Annotated in this window: 18 protein-coding genes; 10 read left to right on the forward strand and 8 right to left on the reverse strand. The window is 68.2% G+C overall.

Annotation, left to right across the window (positions count from 1 at the left end):
* Positions 1-40: 40 nt before the first annotated feature.
* The 3 genes from ACH438_RS25515 to ald all read left to right on the forward strand — a co-directional run bounded on the left by ACH438_RS25515 (position 41) and on the right by ald (position 1,917).
* Positions 41-277, forward strand: coding sequence for a DUF3349 domain-containing protein (locus ACH438_RS25515; RefSeq protein WP_397009981.1), 237 nt, complete (start codon positions 41-43; stop codon positions 275-277).
* A gap of 32 nt (positions 278-309) precedes the next feature.
* Positions 310-621 carry a DUF3349 domain-containing protein gene (locus ACH438_RS25520; RefSeq protein ID WP_397009408.1) on the forward strand — a complete coding sequence of 104 codons (312 nt, stop codon included), beginning with the start codon at positions 310-312 and terminating at the stop codon, positions 619-621.
* 189 nt (positions 622-810) lie between these two features.
* On the forward strand, positions 811-1,917 hold the full coding sequence (ald, locus tag ACH438_RS25525; protein ID WP_397009410.1) for an alanine dehydrogenase: 1,107 nt from the start codon (positions 811-813) through the stop codon (positions 1,915-1,917).
* Positions 1,918-2,094: 177 nt separating this feature from the next.
* Here the strand turns inward: ald and ACH438_RS25530 are convergent, their stop codons facing one another.
* Complete coding sequence (locus ACH438_RS25530) at positions 2,095-2,580, reverse strand: Lrp/AsnC family transcriptional regulator (RefSeq protein ID WP_397009412.1); 486 nt, start codon at positions 2,578-2,580, stop codon at positions 2,095-2,097.
* 275 nt (positions 2,581-2,855) lie between these two features.
* Between ACH438_RS25530 and ACH438_RS25535 the strand changes: the two genes are divergently transcribed.
* Both ACH438_RS25535 and ACH438_RS25540 read left to right on the forward strand, forming a co-directional pair.
* Positions 2,856-4,184 carry a winged helix-turn-helix transcriptional regulator gene (locus tag ACH438_RS25535; RefSeq protein ID WP_397009414.1) on the forward strand — a complete coding sequence of 443 codons (1,329 nt, stop codon included), beginning with the start codon at positions 2,856-2,858 and terminating at the stop codon, positions 4,182-4,184.
* 72 nt (positions 4,185-4,256) lie between these two features.
* Positions 4,257-4,631: a VOC family protein gene (locus tag ACH438_RS25540; RefSeq protein ID WP_397009416.1), complete on the forward strand. Its 375-nt coding sequence runs from the start codon at positions 4,257-4,259 to the stop codon at positions 4,629-4,631.
* 90 nt (positions 4,632-4,721) lie between these two features.
* On the opposite strand, the gene ACH438_RS25545 is transcribed toward ACH438_RS25540, so the two are convergent.
* From ACH438_RS25545 to pruA, 3 genes are all read right to left on the reverse strand, one after another.
* Positions 4,722-6,161 (reverse strand): amino acid permease, encoded by a 1,440-nt coding sequence (locus ACH438_RS25545; protein WP_397009418.1) that lies wholly within the window; start codon positions 6,159-6,161, stop codon positions 4,722-4,724.
* Positions 6,162-6,353: 192 nt separating this feature from the next.
* A complete protein-coding gene (locus ACH438_RS25550; RefSeq protein WP_397009420.1) occupies positions 6,354-7,313 on the reverse strand; it encodes a proline dehydrogenase family protein in 960 nt (319 codons plus the stop codon).
* Positions 7,313-8,977, reverse strand: a complete 1,665-nt coding sequence (gene pruA / locus ACH438_RS25555; protein WP_397009422.1) for an L-glutamate gamma-semialdehyde dehydrogenase — start codon at positions 8,975-8,977, stop codon at positions 7,313-7,315. Before pruA ends, ACH438_RS25550 begins: the two co-directional genes overlap by 1 nt.
* 149 nt (positions 8,978-9,126) lie before the next feature.
* Between pruA and ACH438_RS25560 the strand changes: the two genes are divergently transcribed.
* Positions 9,127-10,833, forward strand: coding sequence for a PucR family transcriptional regulator (locus tag ACH438_RS25560; protein ID WP_397009424.1), 1,707 nt, complete (start codon positions 9,127-9,129; stop codon positions 10,831-10,833).
* Here the strand turns inward: ACH438_RS25560 and ACH438_RS25565 are convergent.
* Together ACH438_RS25565 and ACH438_RS25570 are read right to left on the reverse strand one after the other, a co-directional pair.
* Positions 10,830-11,300, reverse strand: a complete 471-nt coding sequence (locus tag ACH438_RS25565) for a nitroreductase/quinone reductase family protein (protein ID WP_397009426.1) — start codon at positions 11,298-11,300, stop codon at positions 10,830-10,832. The genes ACH438_RS25560 and ACH438_RS25565 overlap by 4 nt on opposite strands.
* A gap of 40 nt (positions 11,301-11,340) precedes the next feature.
* Positions 11,341-12,543, reverse strand: coding sequence for a lipase family protein (locus ACH438_RS25570; protein ID WP_397009428.1), 1,203 nt, complete (start codon positions 12,541-12,543; stop codon positions 11,341-11,343).
* 227 nt (positions 12,544-12,770) lie between these two features.
* On the opposite strand from ACH438_RS25570, the gene ACH438_RS25575 reads away from it, so the two are divergent.
* Both ACH438_RS25575 and ACH438_RS25580 read left to right on the forward strand, forming a co-directional pair.
* Complete coding sequence (locus ACH438_RS25575; RefSeq protein ID WP_397009983.1) at positions 12,771-13,568, forward strand: aldo/keto reductase; 798 nt, start codon at positions 12,771-12,773, stop codon at positions 13,566-13,568.
* Positions 13,569-13,573: 5 nt separating this feature from the next.
* The gene (locus ACH438_RS25580) at positions 13,574-14,536 is read left to right on the forward strand and encodes an aldo/keto reductase (protein WP_397009430.1); all 963 of its coding nucleotides are present in this window, start codon (positions 13,574-13,576) and stop codon (positions 14,534-14,536) included.
* A 7-nt stretch (positions 14,537-14,543) separates the two neighbouring features.
* On the opposite strand, the gene ACH438_RS25585 is transcribed toward ACH438_RS25580, so the two are convergent.
* Positions 14,544-15,365: an SDR family oxidoreductase gene (locus ACH438_RS25585; protein WP_397009432.1), complete on the reverse strand. Its 822-nt coding sequence runs from the start codon at positions 15,363-15,365 to the stop codon at positions 14,544-14,546.
* Between the two features lie 14 nt (positions 15,366-15,379).
* Positions 15,380-16,018, reverse strand: coding sequence for a DedA family protein (locus ACH438_RS25590; protein ID WP_397009434.1), 639 nt, complete (start codon positions 16,016-16,018; stop codon positions 15,380-15,382).
* 117 nt (positions 16,019-16,135) lie between these two features.
* On the opposite strand from ACH438_RS25590, the gene ACH438_RS25595 reads away from it, so the two are divergent.
* Together ACH438_RS25595 and ACH438_RS25600 are read left to right on the forward strand one after the other, a co-directional pair.
* Positions 16,136-17,932: an ABC transporter substrate-binding protein/permease gene (locus ACH438_RS25595; protein ID WP_397009436.1), complete on the forward strand. Its 1,797-nt coding sequence runs from the start codon at positions 16,136-16,138 to the stop codon at positions 17,930-17,932.
* The gene (locus tag ACH438_RS25600; RefSeq protein WP_397009438.1) at positions 17,929-18,699 is read left to right on the forward strand and encodes an amino acid ABC transporter ATP-binding protein; all 771 of its coding nucleotides are present in this window, start codon (positions 17,929-17,931) and stop codon (positions 18,697-18,699) included. The genes ACH438_RS25595 and ACH438_RS25600 overlap by 4 nt, the downstream gene beginning before the upstream one ends.
* The last annotated feature ends 30 nt before the right edge of the window (positions 18,700-18,729 follow it).

The raw sequence follows: 18,729 nt of genomic DNA on the forward strand, positions 1-18,729 counted from the left end.
CACCATCCTGGACTGGCTGCGGGCCGGCTACCCGCACGGCATTCCGCGGGAGGACTATGTCGCGCTGTTCGCGGTGCTGCACCGCAAACTGACCGACCAGGAGGTGGAGGAGATCATCGAACAGCTGGTGACCTCCGACCGCGAAATCGACCGCTCACAGATCGAACACGCCATCTCGCAGCTTGCTCTGGAGAAGCCGGGCGAGGACGATGTGAACCGAGTGGCCGCCCGGCTGGCCGCCGGTGGCTGGCCGCTCGCTGATCCGTTCGACGCCTGAGTTGCGTTCTCGCACAGAGGAAGCGGAGTTCCATGGCCTGGTCCGACCTGCTCGCACGCATTGTGGATTGGCTGCGCGCCGGCTATCCGCAGGGGGTGCCGGAGACGGATTACGTGCCACTGTTCGCCCTGCTCTCACGGCGGTTGTCCGAGGACGAGGTGCGTGAGGTGGTGAGCGCGCTGGTGCAGCGTGGTGCGCTGCCCGCCGACAAGGTGGATGTCGGTGTGCTCATCACCAAACTCACCGACGAGATGCCCCTGGAAAACGATGTGGAACGGGTCCGCACGCATCTGCGGAAGGGTGGCTGGCCCGTCGGCGACGGGTGGCCCGAGTCTTCGAACTGAGAGACTCACCCGCTCGAAGATGATTCGGTGAGACCCGCCACATCGGCCCGAAAACCGATCATTCGAATGATGAAACAGAACACTGAAGAATTATCTTCAGTGTTCTGGCATTAATCCCGCAGAATCTTCATACTTCACTCCAACGGCGGCAGTCGCCCCGACGCACGAGACGACGCACAGGAGTGAAGAATGAAGATCGGTATCCCCCGCGAGGTGAAGAACCACGAGTACCGGGTTGCCTGCACCCCCGCCGGGGTGCACGAGCTGGTCACCCGCGGCCACGAGGTTTACCTCGAGACCGGCGCCGGCATCGGCTCCACCTTCGACGATGCGGCCTACACCTACGCCGGCGCCCGCGTGCTCGACACCGCCGACGAGGTCTGGAAGACCGCCGACCTGGTCCTGAAGGTGAAAGAGCCCGTCGCCGAGGAGTATTCGCGCCTGCGCCGCGATCAGGTACTGTTCACCTACCTGCACCTGGCCGCCTCCAAGGAGTGCACCGACGCCCTGCTGAACTCGGGCATCACCTCCATCGCCTACGAAACCGTCACCGGCCGTGACGGTTCGCTGCCGCTGCTGGCCCCCATGAGCGAGGTCGCCGGCCGGCTGGCCCCGCAGGCCGGCTCCTACCATCTGATGCGCAACGGCGGCGGCCGCGGCGTGCTCATCGGCGGCGTGCCCGGTGTGCGCCCGGCGAATGTCGTGGTGCTCGGCGCGGGCGTGTCCGGCCGCAATGCCATCGCCATCGCCCAGGGCATGGGCGCCAATGTCACCGTGCTGGACCTGAATATCACCCGCCTGCGCGAGATCGACGACATGTACCACGGCAAGGTCCGCACGGTCATGTCCAACCGGCTCGAGGTGGAGAACCTGGTGCGCGAGGCCGATATGGTCATCGGCGCGGTGCTGGTCCCCGGCGCGAAGGCCCCCAAGCTGGTCTCCAATGATCTGGTCGCGCAGATGAAGCCGGGCTCGGTGCTCGTCGACATCGCCATCGATCAGGGCGGCTGCTTCGAGGATTCGCACCCGACCACGCACGCCGACCCCACCTACCGGGTGCACGATTCGATCTTCTACTGCGTGGCCAACATGCCCGGCGCGGTGCCGCACACCTCGACCGTGGCGCTCACCAATGCCACGCTCCCCTACGTGGTGGCCCTGGCCGACAAGGGCTGGCGCGCCGCGACCGCCGCCGATGCGGGCCTGGCCGCGGGCCTGAGCACCCACGACGGCGTACTGCTGTCGGAGTCGGTGGCCGAGGCGCACGGTTACGTCGCGCAGACCGTGGCGGCCTGACCCGTCCCGACCCCGCGGATCCGGTGCCCGGTTGGGTGCGCCGGATCCGCACTGCCTTGCGCCGCAACCGGATTCGCTCGCAGACTCGAATCCGCGTGCGTGGCGCGAGGACCCGGATGCGCCGGCGCCGGCCTCGGAACCCGAGGGCGACGCCGGCGCACCGGTGTCTACAGGTCGTCAGGAGATGGTGCTCGGCCCGCCCTGGCGCACATGCTCGAAGATCAGGATCGTCTCGGTCGAGGCGACCGCCGCATGCGCGCTGAGATTCTCCAGCACGAATCGGCGCAGCTCACCGGAATTCGCGGTGGCGACATGGATGAGGTAGTCGTCCGCGCCCGCGATGAAGTACACGTTCTCCACCTCCGGCAGCGCCGCCATCTGGTCGCCGAACTGGGCGAGGTGGCTGCGGGCCTCGGCATGCACCCGGACCGCGATCATGGCCTGCAGATCCCGGCCCAGCGCGGCGGGATCGATATCGGCGTGGAAGCCGCGGATGACGCCGCGCTCCACCAGCGCCCGCACCCGCCCCAGGCAGGTGGATGGCGCGATGCCGGCCCGGTCGGCGAGGGCATTGTTGGTCATCCGCCCGTCGCGGGCGAGTTCGTCGAGCAGTACCCGGTCGATATCGTCGATCGCCGCCGGTGTCGAAGGAACCTTCTTCACAGGTGCACTGTATCGAAGATTATTCACGCACTTTCCTCTCTCTCATCAAAACTTCGAGATCATCCGGGTCGCGGACGGTCTCGAACAATCGCCGGTTAGGCTCGCTGCGTGGGTACCTATTGGCATGCGGTCACGCCGCCCCCGGTCGCCTGATCGGGCGCACCGGCTGATCTCCGCTTCGCACTCCGGCTGATCCGTTCGCGGCAGCCCGGATGCCGTCGTGCGCCCGTTTCGATTCCCTTCACCACCGGAATTCGACGACGGAGTACCCGACTGTGCCGAATCACCTTGCCACGTCCGCACTTTCGACATCCCACCCCACCCCGCGCCGCGGTCCGGCAGCCATATTGGCCGCGGCCGCCCTGTGGGGCAGCACCGGAACCGCCGCCTCGCTGGCCCCGGCCGGAACCCCCGCGGCCGCCATCGGCTCGGCCGGGCTCGCCCTCGGCGGACTGCTGCTGTTCCTGACCGCCCACGGAGATCGCCTGCGCGGCAACGGATCCGCACGCCTGCGCTACCGGCGATCCGAACGCCTGCTGCTGGTGCTGGGCGCGTGCGCGGTGGCCGGATATCCCGTCACCTTCTACCCGGCGATCGCCCGCATCGGCGTCGCGGTCGCCACGGTGGTGGCGCTGGGCAGCGCCCCGGTCTTCGCGGGACTGCTGGCCTGGGCCGCCGGTCAGGGCCGCCCGACCCCGCACTGGACGGCCGCCACGCTGCTGGCCGTAACCGGTTGCGCCGTACTGGTTCTCGGCCCCGTTCTGCTCGCTCACGGTGCGGGCCGCGGCGGCAGCATCGACGTGTTCGGTATCGGCCTGGCGGCCTGCGGCGGGCTCACCTACGCGGTCTACTCCCTGATCGGCGGCAAGCTCATTGCCCGCGGCCATGATTCGTCGCGGGTCATGGGCGCCATGTTCGGCCTGGCCGCCCTGCTGGTGCTCCCGGTGGTGCTGCACGCCGGATTCGCCTGGCTCGCGACCACCCGCGGCGCGGCCGTCGCCGCACACCTGGCCCTGCTCACCACGTTCCTGGCCTACCGCCTGTTCGGATACGGCCTGCGCCACACCACCGTTGCCGTCGCCACCACCCTGACCCTGGCAGAACCGGCGGTCGCGGCCGTACTCGGGGTGAGCGTGGTCGGCGAACGACTCCCGCTGGTGTCCTGGTGCGGGATGGCGATTCTCGCGGCGGGCTTGGTGGTGTTGTGTGCGGGTAACGTGCGACGGGTGGACGCAGACAGTGACCGGACCGCACCGACCCCGGAGGTCAGCGCGATCGCGAACCAGGTTTTCGGCAATATCGCCAACAAGTGGGCGCTGCTGGTCATCGACGTGCTGGGCGCCGAAACCCTGCGGTTCGGCCAGATCAAGGCGCGCGTGGAGGGAGTCAGTCACAAGATGCTCACCCAGACCCTGCGAAACCTGGAGCGCGACGGCATCATCGAGCGCACCCCGTACGCGACCGTGCCGCCGCGGGTCGACTACCACCTGACCGAGGCCGGGCACGAACTGCAACGGACCGTCCACGGCCTGTGCCACTGGACGCGCAGCCATCTCGACCACATCTCCACTGCGCGGGCGCGTTTCGATTCGGCCGGCTCGTAGTCACCTTCGGGTTCCTTACTCACAAAATAGTGCGTTATTGCTGGTCAGCCGCATCTTTCCTACGGTTCGAGGATGACCATTCTCAAGACCTACGCGCGACTGTGGACCGGGAACCTGGACCAGGCCCTGCCACTGCTGACCGAACTCGTCGGCGCCGCACCGGATCTGCGCCTCGAGTTCGGCCCGGTGGAACTGGCCGCCATCGGTGACTTCCTGGTTATTGCCGGTCCCGCGGCGGCCGCGGCCACGCTGCCCCCTGCGACGACCACCGTGGTCGTGAGCGATCTCGACGCGGTTCACGAGACACTGTCCTCTCACGGTGCGGAAATCACGTTCGGGCCGGCCGTGGGGCCGACCGGGTGGTATCTGTTCGCGCGCCACGCCGATGGCTCCGAGGCCGAGTACGTCCAGTGGAAGCCCGAACTCGTGGAACGGATCCTGCGCTGATATGGCAAGCGGCCGGGTGGGTTGCGGAGGCATACCCACCCGGCCATCCGGGGAATATTGGCGTCGGTTACTCCCCGGAGTCTTTGGGGGTCAAGCAGTTTCGGCGACGGCCGGCGGCGGTGCCGTCTGCGCCAGTTTGGAATGGGTGCGTGAGTAGCCGAAGTAGATGACCAGGCCGACCACCAGCCAGGACACGAACCGCACCCAGGTCTCCCACGGCAGCGACCAGATCAGGTAGATCGAGAACCCGATGCCCACGATCGGCACCACCGGCATGAGCGGCAGCCGGAACTCGCGATGCTCGTCGGGGCGGGTGTAGCGCAGCACGATCACCGAGACGCTGACCACGATGAACGCCATCAGGATGCCGATATTCGTCAGCTCCGCAACGGTATTGATGGGCAGCAGGCCCGCCAGGATCGCCGAGCCGATGCCCACGATCCAGGTCACCCGGGTCGGCACCTTGCGCACCGGGTGGGTCTTGGCGAACCAGGCCGGCAGCAGTCCGTCGCGGCTCATGGCGTACCAGACGCGGGTCACACCGAGCATGAAGGTGAGCACCACGGTCGCGATGCCGACGATGGCGCCGATCGCGATGATGTTCGCGACGCCCGGCAGCCCGACCGACTTGAAGGCCGTGGAGAATCCGCTGGTCGGGCTGATCTCGGTGTACTTCTGCATACCGGTGAGCACCAGCGTGGCCAGCACGTACAGCACCATGGCGATGGCGAGTGAGTACAGGATCGCCTTGGGCAGATGCTTTCTCGCCTCGGTGGACTCCTCGGCCGCGGTGCTCATGGCGTCGTAGCCGAATACCGCGAAGAACACCGTCGCCGCACCGGTCCACACCGCGCCCGTGCCGTACGGGAAGTAGGGCGAGTAGTTGGCGCTGTTGATGTGGAACACGCCCAGCACGATGATGAGCAGCACGATCGCGACCTTGATGGCCACGAAGAACGTCTCGAACCGGCCCACACTGCGGATACCGCGTGAGAGCACCCACGCCGTGCCCAGACAGAACAGCATGGCGAACACGTCGACCACATGCCCGTCACCGGTCCCGGACGCGCCGAGCATCCAGTGCGGCAACGTGATTCCGATCTGGTCGAGCAGGAAGTTGAAGTAGCCCGACACACCGATGGCCACCACCGCGGCCACCGCCACGTATTCCAGCAGCAGATCCCAGCCGATGAACCAGCCGGCCAGCTCACCCAGCGACACATAGCCGTAGGTGTAGGCCGAGCCCGCCTTGGGGACCATGCCGGTGAACTCCGCGTAGCACAGCGCCGCACAGGCGCTGGCCACACCGGCGATGAGGAAGGAGACGAGCACCGCGGGCCCGGTGGTCTTGTTGGCCACCGAACCGGCGAGCGCGAAGATGCCCGCGCCGATGATGCCGCCGACGCCGATGGCGGTGAGCTGCCACAGTCCGAGGTGTTTGGAGAGCTTCTGGTCCTCGGCGGTGTCGTCCTCTACCTCTATGAGGGGTTTGCGGCGCAGGATCTGACCGCGCAACTCCGCAATCGACATGCGGCATCCTTTCGTTCTTTCTCCGCGCCCTGCCTCGATGCAGTAACGCAGGTCACACAAGAGCCAGCTCAGCTAATACGACCATGTGCGGGGGTGTGATCGGCCGATTAGTTAAATAAAGTTCATCAGTGTTGTCCGAACGGCCAACGACCGGGCGTCCAGTCTGCACTTCGGCCGGACGCCCGGACCCGATCAGCGCCGCGCGCCGGGCCGCAGCGACCGCAGGAAGAACGCCAGATTCGCCGGGCGTTCGGCCAGTCGCCGCATGAAGTAGCCGTACCACTCGTCGCCGTAGGGGACGTAGACGCGCAGATGCTGCCCGTCGGCCACCAGCCGGCGCTGTTCCTCGTCGCGGATGCCGTAGAGCATCTGGAACTCGAACTCGTCGGGCTTGCGCTCGGCGGCCGCCGCGGCACGATAGGCGGCCTCGATCATGACCGGGTCGTGGGTGGCCACCATCGGATAGCCGTCACCGTGCATGAGCACCTCGAGGCAGCGCAGATAGGAACTGTCCACCTCGGCCCGATCCTGGAAGGCCACCGTCGCCGGCTCGCGATAGGCGCCCTTGCACAACCGGATTCGCGACCCCGGGCCCGAGAAATCGCGACAGTCCGATTCGGTGCGCCGCAGATAGGCCTGCAACACGGTGCCCAGCCAGGGGAAGTCCACGCGCAGTTCGCGCACGATGGACAAGGTCGAATCGGTGGTGGTGTGATCCTCGGCGTCCACGGTCACCCACACCCCGGCCGCCATGGCCGCGGTGCAGATCTGGTGGGCGTGATCGCGGGCGATGGCATGCCCGTCGTGCGGCAGGGATTGACCCAGCGCGGACATCTTCAGCGAAACCTCCAGCGGCCGCACCGATTCGGCCGACTCCGGCAGCTCGGCGAGCATGCGCAGCATCTCCAGGTAATGCGAGACGGTGGCGCGCGCCTGGCGGATATCGGTGGTGTCCTCACCCAGATAGTCGATGGTGACGAACCGCTCGCTCCCGCGCAGGCTGCGGATCGCGGCCGCGGCCTGCTCCTCCGAGGACCCGGCGACGAAGCGGTCCACCAGCTTCCGGGTCGCGGACATACCGCTCACCGACCGTTCCACCCGCGGCGAGCGCGAGGCAGCGAGCAGCGCGGGACGCAGCACACTGGTGAACATCAGCGCTCCTCCGCGGTGTGCGCGGCCTCGACGGCCTGGTGCGGGTAGCGGTGATCGGTCGGCGGGACGAAGGTCTCCTTGATGGTCCGCGCCGAGGTCCAGCGCAGCAGATTCTGCGGCGAACCGGCCTTGTCATTGGTGCCCGAGGCACGCGAACCGCCGAAGGGCTGCTGGCCGACGACCGCGCCCGTGGGCTTGTCGTTGATATAGAAATTGCCCGCCGCGAACCGCAACCGCTCGGTCGCGCGGCCGACCGCGACCCGGTCATCGGCGATGACCGCACCCGTGAGCCCGTAGGGCGCACCACGATCCACCAGGTCCAGGGCCGCATCGAAGCCGCTCGCGGTGCTGTCGTCGTAGACGTGCACGGCCAGGATCGGCCCGAAGTACTCGGTGCGGAACGCCTCGTCGCCGGGATCATCGCCCAGCAGCACGGTCGGCTCGACGAAGTATCCAACACTGTCGTCGGCGCGCCCACCGGTGAGCACGGTCAGGCCCGCGGTCGCCTTGGCCCGGTCGAGGGCCGCGGCATTGCGGTCGAAGGCCCGCCGATCGATCAGCGCCCCACCGAAATTGGTCAGGTCGGTGACGTCGCCGTAGCTCAGCGCCGACACCTTGTCGACGAAGTCGCCGGACATCTTCTCCCACACCGACTTCGCGACGAAGGCCCGCGAGGCGGCCGAGCACTTCTGGCCCTGATAGTCGAAGGCGCCGCGAATCAGGGCCGTGGTCAGCACATCCGGATCCGCGGAGCTGTGCGCGAGCACGAAATCCTTGCCGCCGGTCTCCCCGACCAGGCGCGGGTAGGTGTCGTAGCCGGCGATATTGCCGGCCACCGACTGCCACAGGTGCTGAAAGGTCTTGGTGGAGCCGGTGAAATGGATGCCCGCCAGCCGCCGGTCGGCCAGCACGATCTCCGAGACCTCGGGTCCGTGCCCGTGCACGAGGTTGATCACGCCGGGCGGCAGGCCGGCGGCTTCCAGGAGTTTCATGGTCCAGTAGGCGGCCACGGCCTGCGTCGGCGAGGGCTTCCACAGCACGGTATTGCCCATGAGCGCCGGCGCGGTCGGCAGGTTCCCGGCGATGGCGGTGAAGTTGAAGGGGGTGATCGCGTAGACGAAGCCCTCCAGGGGCCGGTACTCGACCCGGTTCCATACGCCGGGCGCGGAGATCGGCTGCTCGGCCAGGATCTGGCGGGCGAAATGCACGTTGAAGCGCCAGAAGTCGACCAGCTCGCAGGGGGCGTCGATCTCGGCCTGGTAGGCGGTCTTGGACTGGCCGAGCATGGTCGCCGCGGCGATGGTTTCGCGCCACGGGCCCGAGAGCAGATCGGCCGCACGCAGGAAGATCGCGGCGCGATCCTCGAACGGCATCGACCGCCACCCTGGTGCGGCGGTCGCGGCGGCCTCCACCGCATCGCGGACGTCCTGCGGCTCGGCGATGGTCAGCGTGCCGAGTACCGCCGAATGCCGGTGCGGCTGCACCACATTCACCGTGGCGCCGGCGCCGCGCCGGTGCGCGCCGCCGATGACGTGGTGGATTTCGGTGGGTGCCGCGGCGAGTTCGGTGAGTTTGGCCCGCAACCGGGCGCGTTCGGGTGTGCCCGGCGCGAAGGTGCCCACCGGTTCGTTGACCGGCGTGGGCGGGGTGGTGACGGCGTCCATGCTTCCTCCTGCGAACTGTGGTTCGGACCACACGGTGATTACGCGGAATTCAACTCGGATCGGCCGTCACTGGATTGAGCCGATAGGCCAAAGAAGTGATATTCCTGTTGTACGGTCGGCCGAACGGGTCACCGGCGCGAGCGGGCGCGATGACGATCGAGCCCGGAGAACGGAACGGAGGCGTGACCATGGCCGCGGACGATCCGGGCATCACACTGCGCGAACTACTGGGCGCCCTCGGCGGCACCCTGGTGGACCTGCTCGGCGCCCCCGCCGGCGACACCGTGGTCATCCGGTCCGTCGCCCTCGTCGACGCCTCGGACCTGGCCCTGGAAACCGATTCGCGCGCCCCCACCCTGGACATGTACCTGCACGTCGGCATCGCCGAGGCCGATGCGGTGGCCTGGCTGCGCGATATGGTCGCCCGCCCGTCCGGGCAGCGCCCGCGCGCCCTGCTGTCCAAGACCGCACCCGACTCCCCCGCCCTGCGCCGCGCCGCCGACCGCGCGGGCGTGGCCGTGGTCGCGGTGCATCCGCAGGCCCGCTGGGATCAGGTGTACCCGCTGATCCGCAGCATGCTGGACCGCTCGCGCAGCACACCCGGCGCGGAGGACCGCGACCTGCTGGCCACCGATACCGACCTGTTCGGGCTCGCGCAGATCGTGGCCCAGAACGCGGGCGGCATGGTCAGCATCGAGGACGCGCATTCGCATGTGCTCGCCTACTCCGCCTCCAACGACGCCGCGGATCAGCTGCGCATCCAATCCATCCTGGGCCGCGAGGGGCCGCGGGAATACCTGCGGGTGCTGCAGCAATGGGGTGTCTTCGACCGGCTGCGCCAGACCGACGAGGTCATCGACCTGCCCCCGCACGACGAACTGGGGATCAAACACCGTCTGGTGGTGGGCATCCGGCGGCCCGGTGCGGGCGGGGCGTCGGGTTCGGGTGTGCTGGGGGCCATCTGGCTGCAGGAGGGTGAGCGGCCGTTCAAACCCGGTGCGGCCGAGGTGCTGCGGGGCGCCTCGGCCATTGCCGCCCGCATCATCTCGCGCAGTCTGGACGCACCCTCCACCGAGGCACTGCTCATCCAGCGGCTGTTCGGCGCGCGTGGCAGCGGCGTGGACGTGCCGTCGGTGGCGAGTGCGCTCAACATTCCGGTGACCGGCCCGTCGGCGGTGATCGGGTTCGCGCTGTCCGCGGATTCTCCGGCAGAGCAGGATCTTTCGGCCCTGGGCAGCACCATGCGCCTGCACGCCAGCGCCTTCCGCCGCGATTCGCTGGCCACCGTCATCGGTGACCGCGCGTACGTGCTGTTGCCGCGCTATCAGTCGGCGCGTTCGGTGGCGGCGTGGACGCGCCAGCTGGTGGACCAGCTGGAGTCGGCGCGGGCCTTGATCCTGCGCGCCGCCATCGCGATTCCCGTCTCGGATCTCACCCAGGTCGCCCGCGCCCGCCTCGAGGTCGACCGTGTGCTGGACAGCACCGCCGCCGCCTTCCCGCGCGATCGCATCACCACGCTGGAGGAATCGCGCACCGCGGTCCTGCTCGGTGAGATCCTCGATCTGCTCGCCGCCCGCCCCGAACTGCACGATCCGCGCTTGGACACGCTCCTGGACTACGACGCGAAACACGCTGCGAGCCTGCGTGAAAGCGCCGAAGCCTATCTGCGCGAACACGGTGATGTGCGCGCCGCCGCCGACACCCTGCGCATCCACCCCAACACCCTGCGCTACCGGCTGCGCCGCACGGCCGACATCACCGGCATCGACCTCGACGATCCGGCCGATCGGCTGCTGCTGGAACTGCAACTGGCCCTGCATCATCGGCCGGGCCGCACGCCGCAGACCGGGGGTTAACGCAGGTCGCGCGGGCGGTGTGGGCGCACCAGCGGGCGCAGGGTGATGACCGGCGGATGCAGGTTCGCGGGCGTGCGGTAGCGCGCGAACTCCGGTTCCAGGGCCATGATCCGGGTGAGGAGCCGGTCGTGTTCGGGCTCTTCGGCAATGGCGGCGGTGGCGTCGTAGACGTCGGTGCCGATCTCCACGATGACCCGCGGATTGTGGCGAATATTGTGATACCAGTCCGGTTTCCGGGCGCCGCCGAGCCCGGTGGCGATGACGGCGGGCCGTCCGTCGATGTCGAAGAACTGCAGGGGGCTGGTGCGGCGCAGTCCGGTGCGGGCGCCGACGGTGGTCAGCAGGATGAGGGTCTGGCCCTCGAAGCGTCCGCCCACCCGCCCGCCATTGGCGCGGAAGGCCGCGATGACCCGGCGCTGGAACTGATGGTAGTCGCTGTCGGGGAGGGCACCGAGATGGATGACCACATCACTCCTTTCGTCGGGTTCGCCGCGGCCGGTTCATGATTCAGCAGGTGGACGGTGCCGGTTCGCCGCGGAAACGCGCATCGATCCAGCCGACCGCGAACGGTGCGCCGAGCACCGCCGTGGTCAGATGGTCCGGGGTCGGGAACAGCTGGGTCTGCACCGGCACGCCGGCCGCGCAGTAGTGGTCCATCGTGTGGGTGATGGCGTCCACCGGGATCAGGGCATCCTTCGGGGAATGCCATTCGAACAGCGGGATGGTCGGGATGCCGTCGAACAGTTCGAGGCTGTTCTCCTCCACCACTTCTCGCGCGCCGCGATCGTTGAGCAGTGAATACGAGCGCGCGAAGTCCGTCACCGCGTGCCCGGCGCCCGCAACCAGGATGTCATTGGTGCAGCCGTTGGCCATCGAGTTGCGCAGGGCCAACCCGGCGGCGTTCATGCTGTTGCTGACCGGGAGTTTGCTCGGGTATTCGCGTTCGAGCCCGATGGCCGCTGCCATGGCCAATCCGAAGGCCGGATGATGCTGATAGCCCAGGCCTTCGATCATCTTGACCAGGTTCATCGGCACCCCGCCCACGGCGGCGCCGACCATGCGCAGTTCGGGCGCATACCGCGACTGCAGCGCCGCCGCCCACGAGGTGGCCATGCCGCCGCCCGAATAGCCCATCATGGCAACCGGACTCGTGGCCAGTTTCAGTTCGGGCGCGTGCTGCACGGCGCGAATGGAATCGAGGGTGATCAGGCCGCCCAGTTTGGCTGCGCCGTAGGCGAAGTTGGGGCCGAGATGATCGGGCAGCGAGATGGTCCACCCGCGCCACAGCAGCGCATTGAGCACCGGCGCCTCGCGCACCACCAGGTTCGGGTCCTTGGTGTAGAGGATGTGCGAGACAGCGCATTTGGTGCCTAGGCCGTTGATGATGTGCTGATAGGACAGCAGCGGCCCGCCGGGTGCGGCATTGGGCGGGCGCAGCACCGTCGTGGTGGCCGCGATCGGACCGCCGGTGGAGTTGGTGGACCGGAACTTCACCAGCGTCACGCCGATACCGGGGAAGCCGAAGATGGGCGGCATCGGCCGGGTTGCCAGCACCTCGCCCGGCGCGTGCGCCGCGATATCGGCCGGCGCCGAGAAGAACGGGTCGGGATCGGGCGCCGGATAGATCGGCGCCGCCGCCGCGGGCGCCGCGCCGAGCGCCATGAGCAGGGGCACGGCGCCGAACACGGTGAGAAGCAGCGGACGGGACATTCTGGCTCCGCGACGGATCACGGCTGTCAACACGTTGTGCGCACCTCCGGACGACACTGGGTTGCCGAATGCTTGCTCTTTGCATCATCGGAGTCCGGACAGGTCATCTGCCGCCAAGACACGCCGAAATCGGCGACAAATAGGATGGCGGTGGTGTAACCGCCCCCTCGGACAAGGAGTCACCCGTGGTAAAGATCCCGACCGTCACCTTGAACAACGGCCTCACCATGCCGCAGCTGGGCTTCGGCGTCTTCCAGGTGCCCGACGCGGAAGCCGAGACAGCGGTTTCGACCGCCCTGGCGGCCGGCTACCGCAGTATCGACACCGCGGCCATCTATGGCAACGAGCAGGGCACCGGCGCGGCGCTGGCGGCCTCGGGCATCGCCCGCGCGGACCTGTTCGTCACCACCAAGCTCTGGAACGGCGCCTCCACCACGTGGACCGCCGAGGCCGTCGACCGGGAATTCGACGCGTCGCTGGACCGGCTGGGCCTGGATTACATCGATCTCTACCTGATCCACTGGCCGCACCCGATGCGCGAGGACTACCTCACCATCTGGCGGGCCTTCGAGGACATCGCGCGCAGCGGCCGGGCAAAGGCCGTCGGCGTCAGCAACTTCCAGCCCCCGCAGCTGCGGCGGCTGATCGCGGAGACCGAGCTCGTGCCCGCCGTCAATCAGATCGAGCTGCATCCGCGCCTGCAGCAAGCCGAACTGCGTGCCCTGCACACCTCGCTGGGCATCGCGACCGAGGCGTGGTCGCCGCTGGGGCAGGGCAGTCTGCTCACCGACCCGGTGATCGGCAAGATCGCGGCCAAGCACGGCCGCACCGCGGCGCAGGTCGTGCTGAACTGGCATCTGCAGCTGGGCAATACCGTCATCCCCAAGTCGGTGACGCCCTCGCGCATCCGGGAGAACCTCGACGTCTTCGACTTCGCCCTCGACGATCAGGACCGCACGCTGATCGCCGGACTCGACGTCGATACCCGGGTGGGACCGAACCCGGACACCTTCGATCCGAAGTGAGCGCCGTGCCGATCACCAAGTTCGGGCTGGGCACGGCCGCGGTCGGGCGGCCCGGGTACATCACCCTCGGCCGCGACCTCGACCTGCCGGCCGACCGCAGCGTCGAGGCCATGCGTGTCCGCACCCACGCCCTGCTCGATGCGGCGTGGTCGGCGGGGGTGCGGTATTTCGATACGGCCCGTTCCTACGGGCGCGCCGAGGAATTCGTCGGTGACTGGCTGGCCGGCGCGCCGCCCGAGGTCGCGGCCGAGGTGCGGCTGGGCAGCAAATGGGGTTACACCTACACCGCCGACTGGCAGGCGTCGGGTGTGCCCGTGCACGAGGTCAAGGAGCATGCGGCGGCGGTGTTCGAGCGCCAGATCAAGGAGACCCGGGCCGCGCTGGACCGGAATCCCGATGTCTACCTGGTGCATTCGGTGACCCCGGACAGTCCGGCGCTCACCGACCCCGAACTGCTCGAGCGGCTGGCGGTGCTCGCCTGGGAGGGCGTGCGGGTCGGATTGTCGACCAGTGGTCCCGGGCAGGCCCAGGTGCTGCGCTCGGCATTGCAGGTGGAAGTGGCTGGGCGGCCGCTGTTTTCCGCGGTCCAGTCCACCTGGAACCCGCTCGAGCCGTCCGCGGGTCCGGCGCTGGCCGAGGCGCATGCGGCGGGCTGGATGGTGGTGGTGAAGGAAGGGATGGCCAACGGCCGCCTGGCCGACCGCAATGCGACCGGGCCCGACACCGCCGCGCTGCGGAAGCTGGCCGGCGATATCGGGGTGTCCTGTGATGCGCTCGCGCTGGCCGCGGCCGCCGCGCAACCCTGGGCGGATGTGGTGCTCTCGGGTGCGGCGACCCTGGATCAGCTGACCTCGAATCTCGGTGCGGCCCGGATCGATCTGTCTCCCGGCGAACTGTCCGAGCTCGCCGTGCTCGCCGAGACGCCCGCCGGCTATTGGCGGACGCGCGCCGAATTACCCTGGGCCTGAGCCGGATTCAGGCGATCCAGGTCGCGGTGAGGTGCTGTACCGCCGAGCCGTCGGTGTCGGAGAGCTTGAGCCCGGTGAAGGCGCGGGCGAGGTCGGAGGTGAGGGTGCGGAAGGCGGGCTGAGTGGCGTCGAGTTGCTCGACGATCTGGGCGGCGACCTCGTCCGGATGCTGGGCGTTGGCGAAAGCCTCCCGGGTGCGGCCCAGGTAGGCGGTCAGGGCCGGCGCGTAGGGGCCGGCCTTGGCCAGCAGAGTGTCGTCGACGCCGACATTGTTGACGAATTCGCTTGCCACCGCGCCGGGTTCGATGACGCCGACGCTCACCCCGACGCTCGCGGCCACCGGTGCGAGGGCTTCCATGAAGCCTTCGACCGCGAATTTGGCGGCACAGTAGGCCTCGTTGAACGGCTGCCCGACGATGCCGCCGACACTGGTTACGGTCAGCACCCGCCCGCTGCTCGCGCGCAGCAGCGGCAGCGCCGCCTTGGTGATGTTGAGGACGCCGAAGAAGTTGGTCTCCATGACGGCCCGGACATCGTCGATGCTGTCCTGTTCGAGGGTGCCGACGTGGCCCGCCCCGGCATTGTTGACCAGCGCGTCGAGGCCGTCGAGCCCGGCCACACAGGCCGCGACCGACGCCGGATCGGTGACGTCGAGCGCGCGGACGTCGACGCTCACGCCCGCTTTCTCCGCGGCGGCTGACAGGGCGGCCGACTTGGCGGTGTCGCGCATGGTCGCAATGACATGCCATCCGCCCTCGGCGGCGGCGATGGCCGTGGCCAGGCCGATGCCGGAGGAGGTGCCGGTAATCAGAACGGTCTTGGTGGTCATCGATGGACGTCCCTTCAGTTCGCACCGGAGTCGGGCTTGGCGCGGGTGCGCAGCACCTCGATGCCGATCGGTATCAGTGATACCACCGTCCACACCGCCAGGGCCGGGACCAGGTAGGAATTGATGTCGTGGGGCCGCCAGTCCCCGAGCAGATACCCCAGCATGATCACCCCGTCGGCCCACAGCAGCCCGCCGAGGGTGTTCCAGAACAGGAATCGGCGCGCCGGCACCCCCAGCGCACCCGCGACCGGATTGAGCATGGTGCGCACCACCGGCACGAACCGGGCCATCACGATCGCCTTGCCGTGCCCGAACCGCGCCAGAAACCGTTGCGCACGTTGAACTCTCGCCGCCGTCAGCCAGCGCGATCCGGGCCGCGCCAGCAGTCGCGGCCCCACCCGCGCCCCCAGCACGTACCCGATCTGCGCCCCCGCGATCGCACACACCGGTGTCCCCACCAGCAGTGCCGGCAGCCACAGCCGATACCCGAACACCGTCAGCGCCGATTGCGAGGACGCCACCCCGGCCAGCAGCAGCACCGTGTCACCGGGCAGGAAGAACCCCACCAGCAGCCCGGTCTCCGCGAGCACGATGGCCCACACCCCCACCACCCCGGCCACATCGATAACCGACCGGGCGTTCAGTACGTCCACCCTGCCGACACTACGTCGCGTCGTAGCCGCGTGCCCGTGGCCCGGCTGTCCGGGTTCGGCAGAAGAAGACCGCTGATCGGCATCGGCGGGAGCATTGCGGCGCTATGGTTTTCGAGTATGGCTCGTTTGCCCGGATCGCGATCGCGTGCGGTGTTCGCGATATTCTCGATCGCCGCGATACTGCTCGCGACCGCCTGTTCCAGCAGTAGTAATTCGTCCGCCAACCGGGATCTGTGCTCGCCGCCCGGGGTGAGTTTCGCTTCGGCGGCGCCACCGAACCTGGCCGCGGGGCCGACCGCGGGCGTCGATCGATATACGACGGCGACCACGCTGCCGCTGAGTCAGATCGATGTGAAGAAACTCGACCTGATCACGCCGGGCACGCTGAGCGTCGGCACGCTGTCGGATGCGCCGCCGAGCGTGTGCGTGAATTCCCAAGGCACCTACACCGGGATCGACAATGAGCTGCTGAAGGCGATCGCGGCGAAACTGGGTCTGCGGGTGCAGTTCTCGGGGACCGAGTTCGCGGGCCTGCTGGCGCAGGTGGCGAACCGGCGCTTCGATGTCGGTGCCGCCAGCATCACCTCCACCGACGCGCGCCGGCAACTCGTCGACTTCACCAACGGCTACGACTTCGGCTACTTCTCGCTGGTCGTGCCGAGCGGCAGCGCGCTGAAGGCGTTCACGGATCTGCACAAGGGCCTGCGCATCGGCGTCGTGCAGGGCACCGTGCAGGAGGAGTACGTGGTCGGCACGCTGCACCTGGATCCGGTGACGTTTCCCGACTTCAACACTGCCTACGCGAATCTGAAGACCGGGCAGCTCGATGCCTGGGTGGCGCCGTCGGGGCAGGCGGCGGGTGCGATCAAGCCCGGTGATCCGGCCTCGGTCGTGCAGAACACCTTCAGCCTGCAGAACTATGTCGGATTCGCGGTGCGCAAGGGTGATCAGCCCTTGACCGATGCACTCAATTCCGGGTTGGACGCGATCATCGCCGACGGCACTTACGCCCGCATCTACGCCCAGTGGGAGCCGCGCCCGTTTCCGCCGGGCTGGAAGCCGGGCTCGAAGACCGCACCCATGCCGGTCGTGCCCGATTTCGCGAAGATCGCCGCCGAGCACGCCGCCGCCAAAACCGCTCCGCCCCCGCCGAAGTCGACGCTGGCGCAGCTGAAGGACACCTTCCTCGACTGGTCGCTGTACCGCAAGGCGTTCCCGGACCTGTTCGAGACCGGCCTGCCGAACACCTTGATCCTGGCGGCGGTCTCGGGCGTGCTCGGCACCATCCTCGGCATGCTGCTCGCGGTCGCCGGGATCTCGCGAACGCGCTGGTTACGCTGGCCCGCAAGGGTTTACACCGATGTCTTCCGCGGCCTGCCCGCCGTGGTCACCATCCTGATCATCGGCCTGGGTTTCGGCCCCATCGTCAAGAACGTCACCGGGAACAACCCCTACTGGCTCGGCGCGGTAGCACTCGCCCTGCTGGCCGCCGCCTATATCGGCGAGATCTTCCGGTCCGGTATCCAATCGGTCGAGTCCGGTCAGATGGAGGCCGCCCGCGCGATCGGTTTCGGCTACCGCCAATCCATGACCCTGGTCGTGATCCCGCAAGGTGTGCGAAGAGTCCTGCCCGCCTTGATGAATCAGTTCATCGCCCTCATCAAGGACTCCTCACTGATCTACTTCCTCGGCTTGCTGGCCACGCAGCGCGAACTGTTCGCTGTCGGCCGTGATCTCAATGCGGAAACCGGAAATCTCTCCCCGCTGGTAGCGGCCGGTCTCGTATATCTGCTGCTGACCGTCCCCCTGACCCATCTCGTGAACTACATCGACGGCCGCCTGCGCACCGGCCGCGCCGAGGATCCCACCGCCCCGGTCGAACAGGCCGCCATCACGGAAGGTCGCGGAGCATGACCACTCCCACCCCGCAGCCGCCCGACCCCGCGGACCGCCCCGACAGCGCCTCCCTCACCGGCTCGGCCCTGCATCTCACCCTCGGTAACAACCACGTCCTGCAAGGCGTCGACATCCAGGTCGACGCGGGCAAAACCACCACCGTGATCGGCCCCTCCGGCTCCGGCAAGTCCACCCTGCTCCGGGTCCTGAACCGTTTGTACGAACCCGATTCCGGCGACGTCCTGATCGACGGCAGGTCGGTCCTGTCCGAGAACCCCGACCGCCTCCGCCAGCGCATCGGCATGGTCTTCCAGCAATTCAACCTGTTCCCGCACATGACCATTGCCGACAACGTCGCGCTGGGCCCGCGCAAGCTGCAGGGCCTGTCGAAGGAGGCGGCCCGCGCCCGGGCGGCCGAACAACTCGAAATCGTCGGCCTGGCAGGGAGAGCCGACGCACGCCCCGCGAACCTCTCCGGCGGTCAGCAGCAACGCGTCGCCATCGCGCGAGCCCTGGCCATGAAACCCAAACTGATGCTCTTCGACGAGGTCACCTCGGCCCTGGACCCCGAACTGGTCAAGGGCGTGCTGTCACTGATGGCCGATCTCGCCACCGCCGGCATGACCATGATCGTCGTAACCCACGAAATGGCCTTCGCCCGTTCGGTCTCCGACCGCCTCGTCTTCATGGACCGCGGCCAGGTCGTGGAATCGGGTGCCCCGGAACAGCTTTTCGACAATGCGGAGACGCCGCGCCTGCGCCAGTTCCTGTCCCAGGTGCTGTGACAGAAAATGCCTGGCGGGCCTGGAGATACT

The organism is Nocardia sp. NPDC020380, from assembly GCF_044386975.1.
In the GTDB taxonomy this organism is placed as follows: domain Bacteria; phylum Actinomycetota; class Actinomycetes; order Mycobacteriales; family Mycobacteriaceae; genus Nocardia.